This window comes from Demequina globuliformis, from assembly GCF_000975155.1.
In the GTDB taxonomy this organism is placed as follows: domain Bacteria; phylum Actinomycetota; class Actinomycetes; order Actinomycetales; family Demequinaceae; genus Demequina; species Demequina globuliformis.
Genome location: NZ_BBRG01000001.1, coordinates 508,228 through 528,082, shown reverse-complemented (window position 1 = coordinate 528,082; position 19,855 = coordinate 508,228). Strand labels below are relative to the sequence as shown.

The 19,855-nt window shown below is 65.4% G+C and carries 22 protein-coding genes; 12 read left to right on the top strand and 10 right to left on the bottom strand.

Annotation, left to right across the window (positions count from 1 at the left end; genetic code table 11):
* Positions 1-23: 23 nt before the first annotated feature.
* The 4 genes from AOP75_RS02430 to AOP75_RS02415 all read right to left on the bottom strand — a co-directional run bounded on the left by AOP75_RS02430 (position 24) and on the right by AOP75_RS02415 (position 2,569).
* Positions 24-491 carry a P-loop nucleotide/nucleoside kinase family protein gene (locus AOP75_RS02430; protein WP_062076766.1) on the bottom strand — a complete coding sequence of 156 codons (468 nt, stop codon included), beginning with the start codon at positions 489-491 and terminating at the stop codon, positions 24-26.
* A gap of 172 nt (positions 492-663) precedes the next feature.
* Entirely contained in the window at positions 664-1,263 is a 600-nt protein-coding gene (locus tag AOP75_RS02425; RefSeq protein WP_062076765.1) for a DNA alkylation repair protein, read from the bottom strand.
* 176 nt (positions 1,264-1,439) lie between these two features.
* The gene (locus AOP75_RS02420; RefSeq protein ID WP_062076764.1) at positions 1,440-2,039 is read right to left on the bottom strand and encodes a class I SAM-dependent methyltransferase; all 600 of its coding nucleotides are present in this window, start codon (positions 2,037-2,039) and stop codon (positions 1,440-1,442) included.
* A gap of 146 nt (positions 2,040-2,185) precedes the next feature.
* Complete coding sequence (locus tag AOP75_RS02415) at positions 2,186-2,569, bottom strand: hypothetical protein (RefSeq protein WP_152649914.1); 384 nt, start codon at positions 2,567-2,569, stop codon at positions 2,186-2,188.
* Positions 2,570-3,277: 708 nt separating this feature from the next.
* On the opposite strand from AOP75_RS02415, the gene AOP75_RS02410 reads away from it, so the two are divergent.
* From AOP75_RS02410 to AOP75_RS12480, 5 genes are all read left to right on the top strand, one after another.
* Positions 3,278-3,889, top strand: coding sequence for a hypothetical protein (locus tag AOP75_RS02410; RefSeq protein ID WP_062076762.1), 612 nt, complete (start codon positions 3,278-3,280; stop codon positions 3,887-3,889).
* A complete protein-coding gene (locus AOP75_RS02405; protein ID WP_062076761.1) occupies positions 3,886-4,623 on the top strand; it encodes a class I SAM-dependent methyltransferase in 738 nt (245 codons plus the stop codon). Before AOP75_RS02410 ends, AOP75_RS02405 begins: the two co-directional genes overlap by 4 nt.
* A 254-nt stretch (positions 4,624-4,877) precedes the next feature.
* Positions 4,878-5,450 carry a GNAT family N-acetyltransferase gene (locus tag AOP75_RS02400; RefSeq protein ID WP_236683060.1) on the top strand — a complete coding sequence of 191 codons (573 nt, stop codon included), beginning with the start codon at positions 4,878-4,880 and terminating at the stop codon, positions 5,448-5,450.
* A 590-nt stretch (positions 5,451-6,040) separates the two neighbouring features.
* Complete coding sequence (locus AOP75_RS02390) at positions 6,041-6,472, top strand: VOC family protein (protein WP_062076759.1); 432 nt, start codon at positions 6,041-6,043, stop codon at positions 6,470-6,472.
* A 188-nt stretch (positions 6,473-6,660) separates the two neighbouring features.
* Positions 6,661-6,975 carry a DUF2510 domain-containing protein gene (locus AOP75_RS12480; protein ID WP_062076758.1) on the top strand — a complete coding sequence of 105 codons (315 nt, stop codon included), beginning with the start codon at positions 6,661-6,663 and terminating at the stop codon, positions 6,973-6,975.
* 36 nt (positions 6,976-7,011) lie between these two features.
* On the opposite strand, the gene AOP75_RS02380 is transcribed toward AOP75_RS12480, so the two are convergent.
* From AOP75_RS02380 to AOP75_RS02370, 3 genes are all read right to left on the bottom strand, one after another.
* Positions 7,012-7,932 carry a pseudouridine synthase gene (locus AOP75_RS02380; RefSeq protein ID WP_062076757.1) on the bottom strand — a complete coding sequence of 307 codons (921 nt, stop codon included), beginning with the start codon at positions 7,930-7,932 and terminating at the stop codon, positions 7,012-7,014.
* Between the two features lie 44 nt (positions 7,933-7,976).
* Positions 7,977-8,198: a hypothetical protein gene (locus AOP75_RS02375; RefSeq protein ID WP_062076756.1), complete on the bottom strand. Its 222-nt coding sequence runs from the start codon at positions 8,196-8,198 to the stop codon at positions 7,977-7,979.
* 84 nt (positions 8,199-8,282) lie between these two features.
* A complete protein-coding gene (locus AOP75_RS02370; protein WP_062076755.1) occupies positions 8,283-8,501 on the bottom strand; it encodes a hypothetical protein in 219 nt (72 codons plus the stop codon).
* Positions 8,502-8,908: 407 nt separating this feature from the next.
* Here AOP75_RS02370 and AOP75_RS02365 point away from each other — a divergent pair, with 407 nt between their 5' ends.
* A complete protein-coding gene (locus AOP75_RS02365; RefSeq protein ID WP_062076754.1) occupies positions 8,909-9,457 on the top strand; it encodes a GNAT family N-acetyltransferase in 549 nt (182 codons plus the stop codon).
* 160 nt (positions 9,458-9,617) lie between these two features.
* The gene (locus tag AOP75_RS02360) at positions 9,618-10,076 is read left to right on the top strand and encodes an HIT family protein (protein ID WP_062076753.1); all 459 of its coding nucleotides are present in this window, start codon (positions 9,618-9,620) and stop codon (positions 10,074-10,076) included.
* Here the strand turns inward: AOP75_RS02360 and AOP75_RS12695 are convergent.
* On the bottom strand, positions 10,073-10,291 hold the full coding sequence (locus AOP75_RS12695) for an SCO4848 family membrane protein (RefSeq protein ID WP_062076752.1): 219 nt from the start codon (positions 10,289-10,291) through the stop codon (positions 10,073-10,075). The two genes, AOP75_RS02360 and AOP75_RS12695, sit on opposite strands and share 4 nt — an antisense overlap.
* An 87-nt stretch (positions 10,292-10,378) precedes the next feature.
* Between AOP75_RS12695 and AOP75_RS02350 the strand changes: the two genes are divergently transcribed.
* Positions 10,379-10,888, top strand: a complete 510-nt coding sequence (locus tag AOP75_RS02350) for a toxin-antitoxin system HicB family antitoxin (protein ID WP_062076751.1) — start codon at positions 10,379-10,381, stop codon at positions 10,886-10,888.
* On the top strand, positions 10,885-11,718 hold the full coding sequence (locus AOP75_RS02345; protein WP_062076750.1) for a DUF4097 family beta strand repeat-containing protein: 834 nt from the start codon (positions 10,885-10,887) through the stop codon (positions 11,716-11,718). The genes AOP75_RS02350 and AOP75_RS02345 overlap by 4 nt, the downstream gene beginning before the upstream one ends.
* Before the next feature lie 27 nt (positions 11,719-11,745).
* On the opposite strand, the gene AOP75_RS02340 is transcribed toward AOP75_RS02345, so the two are convergent.
* Positions 11,746-12,285: a CGNR zinc finger domain-containing protein gene (locus AOP75_RS02340; protein ID WP_062076749.1), complete on the bottom strand. Its 540-nt coding sequence runs from the start codon at positions 12,283-12,285 to the stop codon at positions 11,746-11,748.
* Positions 12,286-12,324: 39 nt separating this feature from the next.
* On the opposite strand from AOP75_RS02340, the gene AOP75_RS02335 reads away from it, so the two are divergent.
* Entirely contained in the window at positions 12,325-13,386 is a 1,062-nt protein-coding gene (locus tag AOP75_RS02335) for an EamA family transporter (protein WP_083966634.1), read from the top strand.
* A gap of 25 nt (positions 13,387-13,411) precedes the next feature.
* Here AOP75_RS02335 and AOP75_RS02330 read toward each other — a convergent pair whose 3' ends face one another.
* A complete protein-coding gene (locus AOP75_RS02330; protein WP_062076748.1) occupies positions 13,412-13,756 on the bottom strand; it encodes a DUF952 domain-containing protein in 345 nt (114 codons plus the stop codon).
* 224 nt (positions 13,757-13,980) lie between these two features.
* On the opposite strand from AOP75_RS02330, the gene AOP75_RS02325 reads away from it, so the two are divergent.
* Both AOP75_RS02325 and AOP75_RS02320 read left to right on the top strand, forming a co-directional pair.
* On the top strand, positions 13,981-16,851 hold the full coding sequence (locus AOP75_RS02325; protein WP_161794522.1) for a LuxR C-terminal-related transcriptional regulator: 2,871 nt from the start codon (positions 13,981-13,983) through the stop codon (positions 16,849-16,851).
* A gap of 164 nt (positions 16,852-17,015) precedes the next feature.
* Positions 17,016-19,679 carry a glycosyl hydrolase family 18 protein gene (locus tag AOP75_RS02320; RefSeq protein WP_083966633.1) on the top strand — a complete coding sequence of 888 codons (2,664 nt, stop codon included), beginning with the start codon at positions 17,016-17,018 and terminating at the stop codon, positions 19,677-19,679.
* Positions 19,680-19,855 lie beyond the last annotated feature (176 nt).

The window sequence follows — 19,855 nt, the reverse complement described above, 5'->3', positions numbered from 1 at the left end:
ACATGGAGCGCTTTCGCGGAGGCCTACGACCCGTCGATCCAGACCACTGGGCCTTCAGCGGCCTGCGGAACTTCGAACCCGTCCATGTACACCTGGGCTCGTGTCGCTGGCACCATGATGTCGTCCGGCCCGCTGTCCGTGCGCTTGGCGAGACGATCCAGGATGACCTCTGGCGGCGCCGCGATGTAGTGAACCACCGGTTCGACGCCGCGATGCGCCAAGATCTGTCGGTACGTGTCCCTCGATGCGCGTGACCAGAACGATGAGTCGATCACCACGGACTCACCACGATCGAGTAAGCTCGCCAGACGCTCCTGCAGGACGCGATGCACTGCCAGCCGGGCTTTGTCCAGCAACGGATGCTTGCGGAACCCCAACTCCCATGCGATCGCGTCAAACGACAATAGTGCGTAGCCGTTCGTCGTGAGGCGGCGCGCATGCGCAGACTTGCCTGATCCCGCAGGGCCGCACACCATCACCACCTGGGTCATGGTGCCATTCTCGCGCAGCGTGCCTCCTCCCACCCGCGCCCACGCGCGACAGCCGTGAACGGGCGAGCGACGTGGTTGATTGGTCGGCTGGACTGGGCGCGCGCACCAGTGGTTCGTAGAGAGAGTTCGGCTACGGACTGCGGTGGAGTTCCGCTTTAACGCGTGACCCGGATCAATGACCGCGCCGCGCTGCATGCTTGCGGTAGATCTTGACCGCGGAAGCGACGCGAGGATGTGGGTCGTCAGCAAGTAGGTCCGCGATGAGAATTCCACGCGCGATGTCGGCATCCGTCCCCTGCTTGATGAACCATAGCGGCGCGGTGATGGCAGAGCGTCGTCGAAGCGGGTCGTCGGACCGTGCGAGGTCTTCGAGGATCGTGAATTCGATCACGTCGCTGAGGATTGGCCATCCGATCACCCTGGGTGCTGCTCGATCGACCATGTCCCATGTCGTGATGGCATCGTGGTGGTCGAGATAGGTGGCGGCGAGAGCCTCGCGCTCTTTGTCGGACAGCCGTCGTCGGGCGCGAAAATCGAGGATGCAGAACGCGGCGAGTCGCGGCTCGTACGCAGGATGGGTGAAGAGTCGCTCGAGCTCTGCCGAAGGGATGTCGGTGGCCCGCTTCGACGTGTCGAACAAGGTGCCCATCCGGACGCCGATGATTGGTTTGTCCGCTGCGACGCGTGGTCGGATGCGCTCGGCCTCGAGCGGAACTGCCGCGTCCTGCAATGCAGCGACGAGTTCGTCTGCAGTTCTTAGGGGACTGCGCATCACCCAATGTTAGTGAGATCGTCAGGGTTCTCGCTGCTCTAATCCGTCGCCGTTGTCCGGCGCCGCCGCGTTCGCCCACGGAAGGTGGTGCGAGCTCTCGCCGCTAGTGCTCGCGCAACCCGGTGGAGTTGAGATTCAACGTGTAGTCGCGTTCGTTCTATTCTGCGCTAGCGCGGCTATATGCGCGTGGCGGTGATGAACCCGTGGGTGCGTGCTGCAGGTTCGACGCGTGTATCAGCGCTCGTCACGGCAAACCCGCATGCCTCGATGCGCTCGGAAAGCTGTTCCACTGGCCAGTAGTAGGCGGTCGTCACCGCATGGTCGAATGGCACGCACTCGACGCCCGCGAAGAACCCGATCGTCAGACCCCCTCTGGGGCGAAGACATCGTGCGAACTCGGTCAGCGCCGTGTCGATCGACTCGGGGGACGTGTGGATGAGGGAGTACCACGACAGGATGCCATCGAGCGTCTCGTCGTCAACGGCCAGGTGCTCGGCATACCCGACGCCGAAGTCCAGCCCGGGGTGGCGCTGTCGCGCCGCTGCGATGAACTCGGGTGTGGGGTCGATGCCTGTGACATTGAGGTCGTGGTGCGCAAGGTAGCTGGTCCAGTGGCCTGGCCCGCATCCGACGTCGACCAGCTGTCCATCGAACTGAAGGGCCCAGTTGAGTACCGCGAGCCGGTCTGGTTCCGCCGCGGTTTCGATCTGTCCGAAGCGGTCCACGTACTCGGCGGATCGCACAGCATAGGCCTCGATCACGGCAGGCGCCTTCATGCCTAGGAGTGTAGGACGATCTGCGCGCTCCGTTGGCTCACGACCCGAGGGGCAGTGGACGGACTCGTCAGCCACACGTTGGTCGGGTACGGAACGCGGTGGAGTTTAGGTTCAGCGCGCAGCTCTGGGCACGCAGGAGCGCCGAGCTAGGCCAGCCACCTGCTTGCGTGGTCGGCTTTTGCCTTGCCGGCACCCCTTAGCAGCCGCCTCGTGGCGCGGGGTCGATTTCTGGTGCCGAGGATCGCGGCAGTGGCATTCGCATCTTGCTGCGGTGCGTCGCATAGAGACCCGTCGGGCAGGTCTAGCCATGTGCTCGCAATCCCGTCGATGCGTGCACGTATCCTGTCGAACTCGGCAGCGCACGTGATGACGTCGCCATAGCCGGCGCTCTCGCGTCCGCCAGAGCCGTCCACTGCAGGACGGAAGTACTGATACGGGGCCCAGTGCCACTTGCAATAGGAGCCATCATTGCCCCACGCGGGGTAGAAGCCTTGATCAGCCATCCAGCAATCGATAGCGGCGCGCTTCATTGGGCCGACGTTGGCTTCGAAATTTCCGTACTCGGCCACCGTTCTCATTCCTGGTTCGCCGGCTATCGCGTGTGGGCCCGGTGCGATGTGGGCACAGTCGGACGATGATGAACATCAGCCTCCCGGAAGTATTGTTTGAGGGCCGCCGCCATCTCGCCAGGCATGTGAAAGGCCACTATGACCGACGAACACGCAGGATCTCCGGCCGTCGCGGACGACTCCGGATCGCCGGGCGCCCGCAACCTACATTGGCGATGTGGGTGTCGGGAGTCGCGCTCCTGGTCTTGGGCGTGCTCGTCGTGCTGTACCGGGCGGCGGATTCGTTGGTCTACTTGCCTATTCTTGTGCTCGGCGTCGCCACAGGAGTGACGGGTTTTGTGTTGGCGGTGCGTGCGCGGCGCGAGCGATCCGCCAGCCCCGAGTCGTGGCGATCTGCATGCAGTCGGCCCGCTGCCGATCTATGGCGAGGCTATCCATCTCTCGATGCAAAGAGATACGAAGGTAGAGCGCGGCACGCACGGAAGCCTCGATCATGCTCACACGGTAGAGGTGAAACTGCTTTCCATTACGCCACAAGTTAGGTTGCGCTTCAACATCTAGCACTGTGGAGTCAGTGCGGCGACGCAAGTTTGGGGGTGGGCCAGGCAGAGCCGCCCGGGGGACCCGTGTTCAGCGGTCAGGGCATGAGAATTGCAATAACATTGCGTTGTGATCAGGACCATCCTCGCGCAATTCTCAGCTGTTGCCGCCGTCGTGCTGACAGTGCTGTTGGCTGGCGATTTAGACGAACTTCTCGCGACACCGTGGAAGGTCGTGTTGGTCGCAGTCGCAGTGGTGGCCGCCATTTCGCTAGCGGTGTGGGAAGTAGTCGCTGCCGTGCGCTCCCGGCCCATCGCATACAAAGGCAAGAAGCGGAATGAGCGCATCCGGAAATACATGGCGAATCTCACAAAGCTTGATGGGCAGTGCGTCGTCTCGTCTAACGACCTAAGTTGGGTCTCTGGCGAGGCATACGAGATGCTCATGAAGAAGGCAGCAGAGCGATCCCTCGTGCTAGTTATGCCGAGGGCTAATCAGATGAGCCGTCAACTCGTGAGGGCAGGGGCGGAGGCGCGTTACTACGGTGACGAGACCTTCCGGCTTCGGAGTCGATTTACAGTCGTCAATTCGAGCAGAGCCGATGCATGGGTGGCTGTGGGCTATGGGCGAAAAGGCGCGCACATGATCCGGGAGTTTCATTCCAGTGATGACCCCACGCTGAACATGGCGAAGGACTTGATTGAACTCGCACGCCGTCTTGCCGAGAAGGGTTCTAGGTGACCGAGCCTGTGAAGTTTTACGATCACAAGGACGAGGCCGAAATCGTCCGCGAATGGGACTCGATTGCTCCGATCCGTGATCGCCAAGTTGCGCTGCATCAAGACACCTCGTATGAGCAGGTCCTCGAGCCGTGGATCCTCGAGCGTGTCGATCGCTTGGCGGCAACGAAGATTGTCGACGTGGGATGTGGGACAGGACGGCTCACGTCGAAGTTGCATCTGCGTTCTGGCGAAACTCTGGGCATCGATCCGAGCGCCGTGAGTATCGGACTTGCTCGTGTTCGCGATGACACAACGCGATTCGAGGTCGCGACCGCTGAAGAGTGGGTGCGTCGCGGCTCGGATCTGCGGTTCGACTTGGCTGTCGCGAACATGGTTCTTATGGACGCGCTTGATCTCGAGGGGATCGTCGGTGCGCTCGCGACCCTCGCGCGCGGGGGAGTAGTGCTCGCGACTATCGCTCACCCGGCGTTCTGGCCGATCTATTGGGACTACGCGAGCAGAGACGGTTTCAGCTATCTCGCTGAGACCGTCGTTGAGACTCCATTCAGAACGAGCTCGAAGTCCTACGGGCTGGTTGCGACTCATGTGCACCGGCCGCTTGAGCTGTATCTGAGCACGCTCCGTCGGCACGGCCTAACCGTGACTGCCTTCGAAGAATTGCGGGGTCCGGAAAGTGTCGACGCGTTCCCGTATCCGCGTTTCATTGGGATCGAAGCCTCCGTCCTGCCGTGACATCGCCTTCGAACGAAGCTGGTAACGCCTTGGCGACCGCCGAACAGGGATGATCGCCAAGCGCATCGCAGCGGCGTTTGTATCCTGCGTATCGACGTGTGCACAGCAACCAGTGGTTGCTCGACTACGTGATGTGTTGGAGTTCCGCTTTAGCGTCTAGCGCTGTTGGCGCCCCGTTATCCGCGTCCCGCCTAGAGCGAGCGACGGCTCGCAAGGGTGAGCGCTCCGCCGCAGCACGCACGAGTCGAGCGATAATGGTCCGCGTGTACCTGTCGATGTCGCAGGACGTGGTCACCGATCGTCTTCGGCTGCGCCGCATGGAGTTGGCCGATGCTGCGGCCGTGCGAGGCTTGTGGCTCGAGCGTGATCCGCGAGTTCCGCCACGGCGGCGGATCGACGCGGACGGTCGCCCCACCATCATGGAGTTCAACGAGTTGCTCGCGACGCAGTTGGCCGAGTCTGACCGGACGGGCTTGTCGACGTGGGTGATCGAACGGCGGAGCGCGCCGGGCTTCATTGGCTACTGCGGTCTGAGGGTTGGCGGCATGAACCCGGATGAGCCCGAACTCGTCTTCGAGGTCGCTCGCGCCTGGCAGGGGCGGGGCTATGCGACGGAATCTGCCAGAGCCATCCTTGACGCTGCCCGGGCGACTGGACGGTCCAAAGTCTGGGCTTCTGTATGGGACTGGAACGCTCGTTCGTTCAGGGTGTTGGCGAAGCTAGGGTTCACCGACAGTGGCCAGCGAGACCTCAATCCGGACCACGGCTGTACCGTGTGGATGACATGTGACCTCGATGGTCAAGGGCGTGGCTCAACGCGCTCGTAGGGGGCGTTCCGGTTGAACGCTGTGAGGTGCGCGAGCGCTCGACGGAGCACTCGCAAATGGGGAGAAGCACGTGCCGATGATCTGTGTTGAAGTCGAGCGTCTCGACGCTCATGCGGGTGATCAGTACGGTCGGGAAACGACCGTGAATGTGTCCGACGGCCTCTTGCTGTCAGAGATGTTGGCCAGCGTGCTCCGGCCGTTTCTCTCGCGAGCCCCGCGTGCGACCTGGGTATGCCGCGCGAAGGGCGCAGCAGGCTGGCAAGACGTAGCCCAGGTCGAAACGGTGGGCGAGACCGGTGATCGAGGTGCCCGCCTCCTCATCGCGGACTCGTCGCTTCGGGGATTCGTCGGGGGCTCCGAAGACACGCTCAGGATCGCGTGTCGTCCCTCGCCCGCCTGACGTCCAGCCGCGAGCACGAGCTATACGTCTGCGCGGCTCAGACGGTAAGCGTCGCCAGAGCGTGCGCGCATTTCAGCAAGCAACGCGGTGGCTTGCCCGCGCCTGCGCCGCACGTGCCTAGGTGCCATGCTGATGTGAACTGCACAAGCGGCGCCGCGAGGCGCCAGCAGCACGCGACAAGGAGCGAACCGTGGCATCGAAGCTAGGCAACATCACGTTCTACGCGGACGACCCTGAGCGCCTGTCGCGCTTCTGGGCAGGCGTATTTGGGTATCCGCCGCAGACGTGGGAAGAACCGCTCGTCAGTCAGCTCCTCGCCGCCGGCCTCACAGAGGTGGATTTGGCCAAGCGCGGTCTCGCCGAGCCCGGCGAAGGGCAAGAAGGGCCACGGTTCTTCTTTCATCACGCCGACGCCGCCAAGGCGGGTCGCAACCGTCTGCACCTGGATGTTCAGGCCACTCCTGGTCGCCGTCCCTCGCGTGAAGAACTCGACGCGGAGAAGGACAGGCTTGTCGCCTTGGGCGCTGAGGTGGTGCGCCTCATCGACCAGACATGGGGTGAGTGGCCCGAGTTGTATTACCAAATGCGTGATCCTGAGGGCAACGAGTTCTGCCTCCAATAGGGGAGTGCTGTCAGCCACACGACGGGAGAGTTGAACTGGCGCCGGATTCACATGGTGAGGCGGGGACGCACCAGTACTCGCACACCTGACGAGAATCACATCACGGTCAGTGAAACGCCCGGACAAGGTTCGACGCTACGGTAGGCGAATCGGAAGAGCCAGACACAGAGATGCACAAGGGGGGCACCATGACAACGCAGCCTGGTTGGTATGACGACGGATCGGGGGCGGAACGCTGGTGGGATGGTCAAGGCTGGAGTGACGAGCGTCGCGAGCGCCAGGGGGACACTCAGTCGGGCCCCTACGCGGTGCTCCAAGTGTCGCTCAAGGAAAAGTTCATGGGCACGGGGTCGAACAATCTCGTGGAGCTGGAGAGGGTGATCAACTACCAGGCGTCGCTTGGCTACCGACTGCACACCATCACTACCGCGTCGTCGGGCTCGGCAGGTCTTGGAGGCGGCGAGCGCATCCAGGCCACGATGGTCTTCGAGAAGCTGACCTAGACCCTGGCTGCTGCGCAGCCACAATTGCCGCGTGCGCTAGGCGACCTCGTGCGGCCACTGGAGCGCGCATCGGCTCTCAAAACGGGCCTCGCTCCCATCGATGGGGTCCGTGAAGCTCAACCCGCGTGCGACGAGTTGGAGGGGGTTGCTGAAGTCATCCGCGGCCACCTCCAGCACCTCTGGGTACATGGGGTCGCCCAGGATGGGAAGCCCGAGCGACGCCATGTGCACCCGCAACTGGTGCGTCTTGCCGGTCACCGGGGTGAGCGCATAGCGGGCCCATGAGCCGCGCACTTCCACTCGTTCAATGAACGTCTCGGCGTTCGGCTCGCCCGCGACAATCCGCGCCTGCAGACTCCCTCGCTCCTTCTCAATGCGGTTTGCGACGCGCGCCGGGAACGTCACCGTGGGGTCGTGCGGAGCGAGGGCCTCGTACTTCTTGCGCGCGCGACGCCGCTCAAACACCATCGCGTAAGGCCCGCGGAACTCACGCCTCGTCGTGAACATCACGAGGCCAGCCGTTGCGCGGTCGAGCCGGTGCGCAGGCGTTAGTTCGGGCAGTCCCAAGCGCACGCGGAGCTTCACGAGCGCCGTTTCCTGGACATGCGCCCCGCGCGGGGTCGTAGCCATGAAGTGTGGTTTGTCGGCGACCACGTACCGCTCGGTCTGGGCAACGACGGTGATGGGAAACGGGACCGGAACCTCCGGTTCGAGCGGGCGGTGGAACCAGATGAACTGGTGCGGTCGGTACGGCTCGTCTCCTGACCACGGCTGACCATCGTGGTTCACAAACTCGCCGGCTTCGAGGCGCGCGTCCACCTGCGCTCGGGCGGGAAGGCGGTCGCGCAGAAAGTCGCCCATGGTCGCCCAGGTCTGGGCTTCGCCGTCAACGCGGGGCGTGCGAATCCACGCAGCATCCAGCCCATGGCGTTGCGGCAATGGGGAGCGGGGCGGCATGCCAGGAATCGTATATTGCGGCCGTCCCTAGAGAGGCAAAGCTGTCAGCGCCTACGGTGACGCTGACAGCCATGTCCCTCCAGGGACCGGCGGGAGTCGGTGATGGCCTTGCGGGTGGCGTCGGCCCTGGTGCGGGCCCTTTGCGTACGGCTGTCGAGATGAGGCTGGGCGGCGTTGGAACGGCGCTTTTCCTGCATCGCGTGATGAAGTGCGTCATTGCCCATGCCGGCCAGTCCTGCGCGAGGCTTCTTGCGCTTGCGTGCCATGGGAGTGTCCTTTCTTCTGGCAGCGGGGAATGGTCACGCGGCCCCGCCCGGAGGAGTCCAGGCGGAGCCGCGCAGTGGGTCGCATTACGCCGCCGTCGCGCTCGACGCGTGCGCCTCGGAACGCGCCTGAGCGGCTCGGGCGCGAACGTAGGCGCGTCGTAGGACTACGACGTAGACCGCGCGAACGCGACGGATGACGGTGTGCTGCCGGTAGGCCCGGCGGGCAGTGCCTGCCGGGGATATGAGTTGTCGGTGCTCGGCGTGGTGAACGGTGAGCATCGACTCAGGGTCGATGGTGTGCATGTCAGTTCCTTGACTGGTGGTGCGGAAGAGTGGGCCCGTGCTCAGGTGCGTGGTGACGCACGATGACATAGGCGGGTGTCGCGACAGAGCGCGCGGTGAGGCATCAGGCCAGGGCCGGGCCCGCGCAACTCAACGAGTGCGGGGCGGAGTACGCAGCGTTAGCTACGGCCGAGGGGCAGGCGCACGACAATTGCCGTGATGTTTGCAAACTTCAACATGGTCATGCACCTCCTCAATCTCTTCAGCACGTCCAGCTGACCGCTGGAACGATGTGAGACTACGCCCCCGACTCAGTGCGAGCAAGCCTCTTTGCTGAACTGTGACCATGATTCCGGCGACGGTCTAGCAGGGCTCTTAGCATCCGCCGTTGCCAGTCGCCACCTCGTGTGGCGGGTACATTGCGTGGGATGACTGCCAGCACCGCGCATTTCCCGTACGCACTGCGGCCGCTTGTGGCAGGCGACGCTGCAGATGTCCTCGCGGCGTTCACCTCTCACCCGGACATGGCGCGCCAAGGCGATGTCGCGTCGTTCGCCGACGCGGACCGCTACATCGCGGGGCTCACCGCGCCCGGCTCGCGGCATTGTCCCTGGGCCATCGAGAACGAGGGTCACTTGGTGGGACTGGTGTGCGTCACAGTCGATGCGGTGAACAGGTCAGGGTGGTTCTGGTACTGGATGAGGGCCGACGCCCGGGGCAAGGGCGTCATGCAACGTGCCGCTGCGACAGTGGCGGCCTGGGCCCTGGAGGCGGGGGGTCTTGAGCGGCTCGAGCTAGGTCACCGCGTGAACAACCCGGCATCGGGAGCGGTGGCGCGCGCCGCAGGGTTCGTGCAGGAGGGCACCGAGAGGGGCAAGTTTCTGATCGACGGTGTTCGCGTCGATGTCGACACCTACGGGCGCCTTCAGTCGGACCCCCATCCGTCAACCCCGCACCTGCTTCTCAGCAGTCACTGAGTGCCGCATTCGCGCGAAAATCGGCACTGGGTGACTGCCGGCGCTCGGCCGGCGGTAGCCCGGCGGTCGGCCAGCGCGGGGTCGGCGTGGGGGAGGCAGGGCTGGCGCGAACCGGGCAAGGTGCGGGCCTGGTGCGCGACCGGCGTAGTACGTTGGGGCCATGGTGACGGAGCCTTCAACAAATGCCGAGTGCGTGTTCTGCTCGATCGTGGCAGACCCTTCGCGGGACCACGTGGTGTGGGAAGACGCAGACGTGTTGGCGTTCATGGACATCAACCCCGTGACCGATGGCCACCTGTTGGTCGTGCCCAAGGAGCACACGGTGGGGTTGACGGACATGCCGCCGGCGCTGGCAGGCAAGGTCATGCAGGTGGCGCAGGAACTCGCGCGGGCGCTGCGTGCCTCGGAGGTCCGGTGCGAGGGTGTGAACCTGTTCTTTGCCGAGGGGGAGGCTGCCTTGCAGGAAATCTTCCACTCCCACCTGCATGTATTCCCTCGATACCCGGATGACGGCTTCGAGATTTCTGCAGACTGGGCGGGCTCTACGGACGACCGCCTGTCGCACGCTGCGGACCAGGTCCGCGCGGGCTTGGAGCGCATCCGCAGCTCCGCCCACTAGCCGAAGATAAAGCCCACGACTCCAGCAACGCCTGAGATCCCTGCGAGGATCAGGGCAATCGTGATGAGCCGGCGATGCACCGCGTAGAACTTGGTCCGCTGGCCGTCAGCGTCCGTCGAGCGAGCGTCTGCCGCGATGCGCTTCATGAAAGCGGGCCACACCATGAACGCGAAGATGGCGTTGGTGAGGAGCAGGATCGAGAGCACGAGAGTCACGCGAACACCATATCCGTCGCGCGGCCCCGCTAGGCCCAGGACCTTTGTCGCGTCACATTGACATCACTTTGATGTCATACTGGCGTCATGGAACTCTCTCACTACACCGAAGAGCTGCAGCGCCAGCTCATTTCCGCCGCAGCTGCCGGGACCGAGGAGACGCAGGCCACCGCCGAGCGCCTCGCTCAGACCCTGGATGCCGCCACCCGCCTCGTCATTGTCGAGGCCCTCTCCGAAGCCACGGGGGAGATCTCTCGTGACCTCTCCCCAGGATCCGTCGACCTGCGCGTACGCGGCCGGGACGTCGACTTTGTCGTCACCGTTGCCGAGCCCGACCCTTCAACCCGCGAAGATGAGCGAGCATCGGCTCCCTCTGCACCGGTTTCCAACGCCGCCGAGCCGCTGGATGATGACGCCACGAGCCGCACCACATTGCGTTTGCCCGACACATTGAAGCAGCGGGCAGAGGCCGCAGCTGCTGCCGAGGGCCTGTCGCTGAACGCATGGCTCGTACGCGCAATCCAGGGCGCCGTCACGCCCGCTCCCCAGTCGCGCCGCGGCATGGCTGCCGCTCGGTACACGGGGTGGGTGCGGTGACGGGCGCGGAGATCACGACCGTTCGCATCGACATTCCAGCCGGCCGCATCGACGTTGTCGGTGTTCCCGGTCGCGATGAGGTCTCGGTGGTCGTCAACCCCTCCAACCGCATGCGTGCAGGCGACCGCGAGGCGGCCGACAATGCAAGTGTGGAGCGTTCCGGTGACGCCATCGTGGTGACGGCCCCGTCTCGCACGTCGGTGTTCGGCAAGCCTGACTCCGTTGACGTGATCGTCGAGGGTCCCCGGGGACTGTCGGTGGATGCGCAGACCAAGTACGGCGAGATTCGCCTCGTCGGTGAGTTGGGCGCTGCGCGTCTCCAAGCGACCTATGGCGCCGTGCGCGTGGATACAGTTGCCGCGCTCGAACTGACCGGCGGGCATGGGGCGGTGCGGGTGCGGCACGTCAGTGGCGACGCGACCGTCGCTTTGTCGAACGGCTCCGCCAAGGTCGAGTCCGCGGAAGGGGCGCTGAGCGTGCGCGGGTCGAATGGTGCCATTGCGGTCGAGTCGGTCGCGGGGCCCGCCACCTTGGAGACCACCAACGGATCGATCAAGGTCGGCAGCGCGCTCGCGGGCCTCGACGCGCGCACCACCCACGGCTCGATCACGTTGCGCGATCTGGCCGGCGGGGTGAGCCGGTGTGAGACCTCCATGGGCGCCGTGCGAGTCGGGGTCAGGCCGGGCGTACCGCTGTGGCTGGACGCGGCCTCTGATCACGGGGCGGTGGTGATGGACTTGGAGGCTGACGGCGGGCCGGTCGCCGGCGAGGACCCCGTTGAGCTTCACGTGCGCACCGGATACGGCGCGGTGAAGGTGCACCGCGCTTAACGACGTGGGGCCGATGCCGGGGCTGGGTTAGTCGTCGTCCTCGGCCTGGCGCGCGCGGTAGGCCTGGACCGCGGCACGGTTGGTGCAGGTGGGCGAGCAGTACTTGCGCGAGCGGTTGCGAGACAGGTCGAAGACCACGCCCTCGCAGTCGTCCATCTCGCAGTGGTCAAAGCGACTCATCTCGTCCGCGCGGATCACGTCGATCATGCCCATGGCTGCCTCGACGAGGATGCGTTCGGCAAGCGGGCGGTCGTCGGTCGTGGCGTGGATGTGCCAGTCGATGTCTCCGTGCTTGACGACCTGGGGGAGTGCCTGTTGCTCGGCGAGGATCGCGTTGACCAGCGGGACGGCGCCATCACGGCTCGCTTTGAACAGGCCCCTCAATTGCGTGCGGATCGCCCGCACCTCACGCAGGTCCCGTGCTGTGGGTCGCGCGCCGGTGTAGCCCCACTCGTCGTAGAACGCCACCAGCTCATCGAAGGTGGTCAACGTGTCCGGCTCAAGTTCCGAGTTTGCCAGCCACACAGCGGTCTCGAGGGCCATCGTCGTGTCATGGGCAAAAACCATGTTGACACATTACCAACTGACACCGTACTGTCATCAGTCATGACGACGTTGGCTCATGACATCAGGGCGCCCCGCCTGGCCTCCGGCCTGGGGTTTGCGTTGCTGTCGGCCGCGGCTTTCGGCATGTCCGGAAGCCTTGGCCGTGGACTGATGGACATGGGCTGGACTGCAGGCTCGGCGACGCTGGTGCGCGTCGCCATTGCAGCGGCGGTGCTGACCCTCCCCGGCATCGTCGCCCTGCGCGGCCGTTGGCACTTGGTGCGCCGCGGCATCGGTTCGATCATCGCCTACGGCGTCTTCGCCGTGGCGGGCGCGCAGTTGTGTTACTTCTTCGCCGTTCAGCACTTGGATGTGTCGGTGGCGTTGCTCATCGAGTACCTGGCGCCCGTCGCCGTGGTGCTGTGGATGTGGCTTCGACACGGGCACCGCCCCACTCGCCTTACTCTCGCAGGGGCGGCAGTGGCCTTTGGTGGGCTTGTCCTGCTGTTGGATGTGCTGGGCGGCGGAGAAGTCAGCCTTGTGGGGATCGGCTGGGCGCTGTGCGCCATGGTCGGCGCCTCGGTCTACTTCGTGATCTCCGGGGACGAGAGCAACGGCCTGCCGCCTTTGACCCTCGCTGCGGGTGCACTGCTGGTCGCGCTCGTGGTGCTCTCTGTCGCAGCCGTGACGGGCCTGCTGCCCATGGCATTCGCCACGGGCACGGTGCAGTTTGTGCCATTCGCCGTTCCGTGGTGGCTCGTCGCCATCGTGTTGGGCGTCGTGACGGCAGGCGTGTCCTACGTCGCGGGCATTGCAGCAACGCGACGGCTTGGCGCACGCTTGGGGTCGTTTGTCGCGCTCACTGAGGTGCTCGCCGCCGCCATCTTCGCGTGGATCCTGTTGGGTCAGGCTCCTGGTGCCGTCCAGATCGCTGGGGCTGGACTGGTGCTCACCGGCGTCGTGATCGTCAAGCTAGGCGAGCGGCGCATCGAGCCTGCACGGACCCCCGAGGCGCTGCCCGAGGACCCGGCGGAGGACTTCACGCTGCCCGCGCCGGAAGGTGACTCGCAGGAGCCAGGCATCCCGGCATCGGCCCCCGTGGTCACCCCCGCCCCGCACTAGGCAACCGGCGCGTACTCGAGCCTCATCACCACACGAACCGGCCTCGTTCAAAACCCGCCGGGCGCACCTCCGTCACCCATGCCGGATCGATCGCCGCGTAAATGTGGGGATACAACTGCCCTTCGCCGCCGTCCTCCTCGATGAGCTCAGCACCGGACGCCAGCGCCGTCTCGACGTCGACCGTGAGGACGCACAACGGCTCGGTCACGCCCGCGTAGAACGCCTCCGCCACGCCGGCCACTTGATGCGCGTGACCGGCGTGAATGAAGCCCACCTCGTCAAAGCTGCGTCCAAGCGTCGAGACGCGGTACTCGCCGGCGGCAACGGCCGCCTCCCAGTCGCGCACGAGCGCGAGGTGATAGATCGCCATGCGGCGAGTATGCCCGCGACGTCACGCCCACCACAAGACTCGCCCGCGAGGGCCGGGCGCCCTGGTGTCGAATCGTTGTGCGCCGTTATCCTGGCCATCCCTTCTCACCACAATTCCACAAGCGCTTTCTGAGTGTTTGCCGCGTCTGCCAGGGGATTTCTGAGAATCTCCATTGCTAGCATGTGCGGCATCGCAATGAGGGCGTGCGGTCGAAGGGGTCCATGATGGCAATGACCACTGAGGTGCCGCTGGTGAATGCTCACGCCCGCAGGGGCGCAGAAGCGGGAGCCGCGGATTTGCCTGGCGCGCGTCAGGCAGAACTTGAGCATGCCCTCGCCGTGGTGGCGGAGGGCTCCGGTGCAGTGGTGTGGACCGCCGAACACGGCATGGGCCGCTCCACCCTCATCGACGCGTTGTACGAGGCCCTCACCGCAACCGCCGCCTCGGCTCGCACCACTGTGTTGCGCATCTCGCCCGAGCGCCTCGATCGCGAACGTTCGCGTGATGCGTTCTTGGCAGCGGTTCTGAGTCAAGTGGAGCGGCTGAGCGACGCGGCAGAAGACGAGTTGCCAGCCGAACGCGGTCTTGAGGCGGCCATCGCAGCGCAGTTGCGCAAGTTGTCCCACGGTCGCACCACGGTCATCCTCATCGATGACCTCGACGAGCTCGCCGAGGACGCCCTTGACTCCCTCCAACAACTGATGGGCCATGACGGCTCGGCGACAGTGGTGCTCGCGACGGCCTGCCGGTCGCCATTTGGTTCGCGCATCCCGCACGACGTGGAGATGCGCGACCTGCCTCGCCTGACGGCTGAGGGAGCGCTGCGCGTACTCGCGGGCGCCGGCTGCGGGCCCGTCGCGCCGCATGTGGCGCGCTTGCTCGTCGACCGTTTGGGGGGCAACCCTGGCTGTGTGGTGCAAACAGCGCGACGCTTGAGCCCGCACCACCTCGCGGGAACGTCGCTGCTGCCGGATCCGCTGCCGCTGGTGCCGGCCGTAAAGAACACCCTGGCACCCGTCGCCGACGATCTCACCGCGGAGGATCGCGAGGTGTTGCTGATTGCGGCCGTCGCTGTCGTCGACAGGATCGATACGCTCACGAGCGCGACGGGCAAGGACGTCAGCTACTTTGTGTCCGGCCCTGTCGCACCGCACCTCAACTTGTTGTCCGGTGGTTTCACGTTCGACGACCCACGCATGAGGTCACTCCTGCACGGCGAGGCGTCGCTTGCAGAACGAACCGCGGCGCATGAGGCTCTCGCGCGGGCGCACGCGGAGGCCAACGAGCCGGAGCTGGCGTCGTGGCACACCGCGTTGGCGCACATTGCCGGAGACCCGGCTGTGGTTCCGCACCTGTTGCGGTTGGCGCGTCGTCATCTGCGCCACGGCGATACGGTCTGGGCGCACGCGGTGGCGCGCGAGGCGGTGGGTCACGCGACCGGCGAGCAGCGCTTGCGTGCCTGCGAGTTGTCGGGGCTTGCCGCGGTGCTGAGCGGGCATATCCATGATGCGGCGCACTGGCTTCCCCACGCGGCCCGCAGCGGCGATCTGGCCGCGCGCGCCCGCACGCTGTTGGGAATGGCCCTGACCTTGACCCTCACCGATGGCCGCGTGCCGGATGACGTCCTTCAGCGCACCCGCGCGGAAGTGGCGGAAGGCTCTCATGGCGAGGACGGGGAACGGCTCCGTTCCGACGTCGCGCGGGCGCTGTCTGCTGCTGCGTGTTTGCACATGGAGCGCGGGGCAACGGCCGCTGCGTGGCGCCGGCTCGAGGAGGCCCGCGAGTTGGTGGGAGGGGGCCGATGCGGGGATCGGGACGGCACCCGGCTCGCCCGTGGGTGGCTCACCATTTACGCGGCTGAGAACTCGGGTGAGTTTGACCTGCCAAGCCAGGCGGAACTGGCCGACGACGAGGCGCTGGGTGCCGTGGCGCGAGGGATCGCGCTCATGCACGCTGACGATCCTGATGCCGCCGCGCGACTCCTCGCGAGCGCGGTGGCAGAGTTGTCGCCGGTGCGACACGGAGCGCGGTGGTTCGACGGTGCAGGGCGTGCCGCGTCGCCGCTGGTGGTCGCGCACCTGCGCGTGGTGCAGGCGTTGGTCGAGTTCCGGGCAGGTGATGTGGCACGCGCGGCCGCAACGCTGCGCGAGGCCGCCGAGCACGTGCCCATCGGCATGGTGCTTGCGGGTCTGGGCGTGACCTTGAACAGGCGCATCGACATGATCCGGGACGGCTCGGTGGGAGTCCTGAGTGATGCCTTGAGTGCGACGTCTCCTTGCGCGGCGAGCACCGCGGTGCGTTTGGGGCTTCTCGTTGACCGCGCAATCGAGGCCAGTTTTGATCGCGATCATGTCCAGGCCGCGACTCTGTTGGAGGTTGCGGCCGAGCGTGAGCTGCGGGAGTCCAGCGTGGGTATGGCCGTGCCGGGCTTGGACGTCGTAGAGGAGTGGGCGGTCGCGGGGCGTGGGCACGAGGCACATCGCGCGTTGCACCGACTGCGTACGCGAATTGGCACCCTGTCTCCCGTGAGCCGAGCAGCGGCGTTGTCTCGCGCGGAGCTCGCGGTAGCGACGACGGACGACATCGAGGCCCGGGTTGATGCGGCGATGGCCGCGTCGCGGGACCTCATGAGTGCCTATGACCGCGCGCGGACTGAACTGAGCATCGGCCGCGCGTGGGCACGTCTTGACCACGGTGAGCGCGCGGTGGCCGCGTTGATGTCCGCGCAGGACCTCTTCGATGAGTCGGGGGCCGACGCCTGGGTCGCCTTGGTGCGCGAGGAGACGGAAGCCATGGCTGATACGTCCGCCGGGACAGGAGTGGCGGCGCGCGTCGCTGGCGACGCCGCTGATGAGTCCGCTGTGGCCGACGCGCCCTCGCCTTCTGGTCATCGGTGGGCGAGCGATCTCACGGACCGCGAGCGCGAGGTCGCCACGCTCGTGGCACAGGGCTACGCCAACCGCGACGTCGCGGAACGCCTGTACGTGTCCGTGCGGACGGTCGAGGTCCATTTGGGCCGCGTGTATCGCAAACTTGGGCTCCGCTCACGCGTGGAACTCGCAGTCCTTGCCCATCGTTTCTCTGGCAACGGATGAGCGCCAAGCCCCCTACGTACGGGTACTTACGTACGGGTAGTTAGTGAGGTTTCCTCACAAAAGTGTGGTGAACGCGGATTACAAGTACCTGAACATCTTCCTAACGTGGGACGCACGTTCCCCAAGGTCTGCCGATGGCGCGGACAGGAAGAGAGACAGCAACGATGCTTTCCATCCGTTCTCGAGCACGGTCAGGAGTGGCCGCGACAGCGCTTTCGGCACTCCTCGGCGCGTCGCTCACGGCGGTTGCGGTCACCGCGACTGCCTCGGCGGCATCGGCCGCCGAATGCGCGCCCGAGTGGAGCGCCACCACCACATACGTGGGAGGCAAAGCCGCCTCCCTCAACGGGGTCAACTACGAGGCGAAGTGGTGGACCGTCAACGAGCGTCCTGGCGCGAGCCAGTGGGGCCCCTGGGCGTCCAAGGGTGAGTGCGGACCGAGCACTGAGCCGACCCCCGACCCCAGCGTGACTCCGACGACAGACCCCACGCCCACCACGGACCCGACACCCACGACGGATCCGACACCGACGACGGATCCGACACCCACCACGGACCCCACGCCGACCACGGATCCCAGCCCGGACCCCACGGTCGACCCGACTCCGGACCCGGATGCCAACCCTGACGAGGTCTGCCGCCCTGATGGCATGGCGCAGACCCCAGGAGTGGACACGCCTTACTGCGACATCTACGACGAGAACGGTGTGGAGCGGCTGCCTAATGGCCTCGATCGCCGTGTGATTGGCTACTTCACCTCGTGGCGCACCGGTGCCAACGGTCCGGCGTACCTGGCAGATGACATTCCGTGGGAGTCCCTGTCGCACATCAACTACGCCTTCGCGCACATCGACGACAACTACGAAGTGTCTGTTAACCAGGACGTTCCCGGCAACGCTGCCACGGACATGACCTTCCCGGGCGTCGAGATGGACCCATCGCTGCCCTACACCGGTCACTTCAACCTGCTCAACAAGTACAAGAAGGACAACCCCGGTGTGAAGATCCTGCCCGCCGTGGGTGGTTGGGCCGAAACTGGCGGCTACTTCGACGGTAACGGCGACCGCGTGGACAACGGCGGCTTCTACACGATGACCGAGTCGCAGGACCGGATCAACACCTTTGCCGACTCCGTCGTTGACTTCATTCGCGAGTACGACTTTGACGGCATCGACATCGACTACGAATACCCGACATCGAACGCTCAGGCCGGCAACCCGCTGGACTTCGGAATCGCTGACGCCAAGCGCGGTGAGCTCTTCTCCGACTTCGTTGACCTGATGAAGACCCTGCGCGAGAAGCTCGACGAGGCTGGCGCTGAGGACGGCGAGTACTACATGCTGACCGCTGCGGTGCCTTCCTCTGGCTGGCTGCTGCGTGGCATGGAGGCCTTCCAGGTGACCGAGTACGTCGACTACCTGAACCTCATGACCTACGACCTCCACGGCGCGTGGAACGAGTACGTCGGCGGCAACGGTGCGTTGTTCGACGACGGCAAGGACCCGGAGCTCGCCGCTGCAGGCGTTTACGGCGCTTACAAGGGCATCGGCTACCTGAACGGTGACTGGGCTTCGCACTACTTCCGTGGCGCTATGCAGGCCGGACGTATCAACCTGGGTGTGCCGTTCTACACCCGCGGCTTCGAGAACGTCCAAGGCGGCGTCAACGGCATGGGCGGCAGGGCCCCTGCGCCTGCCGGCTTCAACTGCCCCGACGGCACCAACGGCAAGTGCGGGTTCGGCGGCGAAGGCATCAACAACCTGTGGTTCGACTCCGACCCCCAGGGCAATGCGATCCCCGCTGGCGTGAACCCCATCTGGCACGTGCTCAACCTTGAAGACGGCGTGCGCGGTGACTACGTGGACTCCTACGGCGTGACCGAGCAGATCGAAGGCGACTACGTCCGTTACTTCGATGACGTCACCAAGAACGAGTGGTGGTGGAACGCACAGACCAAGACGTTCCTGTCCGGCGACTCGAACGAGGCGATCGCGGCCAAGGCCGACTATGTGGCAGACACGGGCCTGGGTGGTCTGATGATCTGGGAGCTCGCGGGTGACTACGAGTACAACCAGGCCAAGGGCCAGTACGAGATGGGCTCCACGCTCGTCGAGCTGATGCACGACAAGTTGTCGAACGCCGGCCAGTACGGCGCTACCAAGGCGAACGCCGACCGTCAGATGCCGACTGAGGCACTTGACATCGACATCGAGTACACGGAGTTCGCACTGGGCGACAACAACTACCCGATCGCACCCAAAGTCGTCTTCACCAACAACGGTTCGGTTGACATCCCGGCTGGCGCCACCATCTCCTTCCAGTACGGCACGTCCGACACCGGAGAGATGAGCGACTGGTCAGGCTTCAAGACGACGACGACGGACAAGGGTCACACCGGCAACAATGTTGGCGGCCTTGACGGCGACTTCCACACTGCTGAGTTCACGGTTCCGCTCGGCGGCCTCCCCGCTGGCGGCGAGATCGTGAACAACCTCAAGTGGACCTTGCCCATCGCCCAGTTCTCGAACGTCATCGTGTCCTTCGACGGTGCGGAGTACTCGACCACCTACGACCACGGTCGTGGCATCCAGGTCGTGTCCTCGCCCATCGACGGCGGTGACGGTGGAGACGGCGGCGACGGTGGCGATGGCGGCAACGGTGGCACCGGCCAGTGCGCGGCGACGGCGTGGACCGCCACCGCCGTGTACAACGGTGGCGCTCGCGTCAGCTACAACGGTCAGGAATGGACCGCTCGCTACTGGACGCAGGGCGACCAGCCCAGCAGCGCCAACTCCTGGGGCCCGTGGGCCCCGGCCGGCAGCTGCTGATCTAGACGGCGGTGGCGGGCCGTGACGCACGTCCGGCCCGCCACCGCACCCCAACGTCCGAGCAACCTGCTCGGTAGGTGGGCGGCTGCCTCTCCCTCACGCCAGCCGCCCGCCTGCCGGCGGGCCATATCCGGGTGACCCCCGCATCGGCCCGCCGGAACTCTCGCAGCACACAC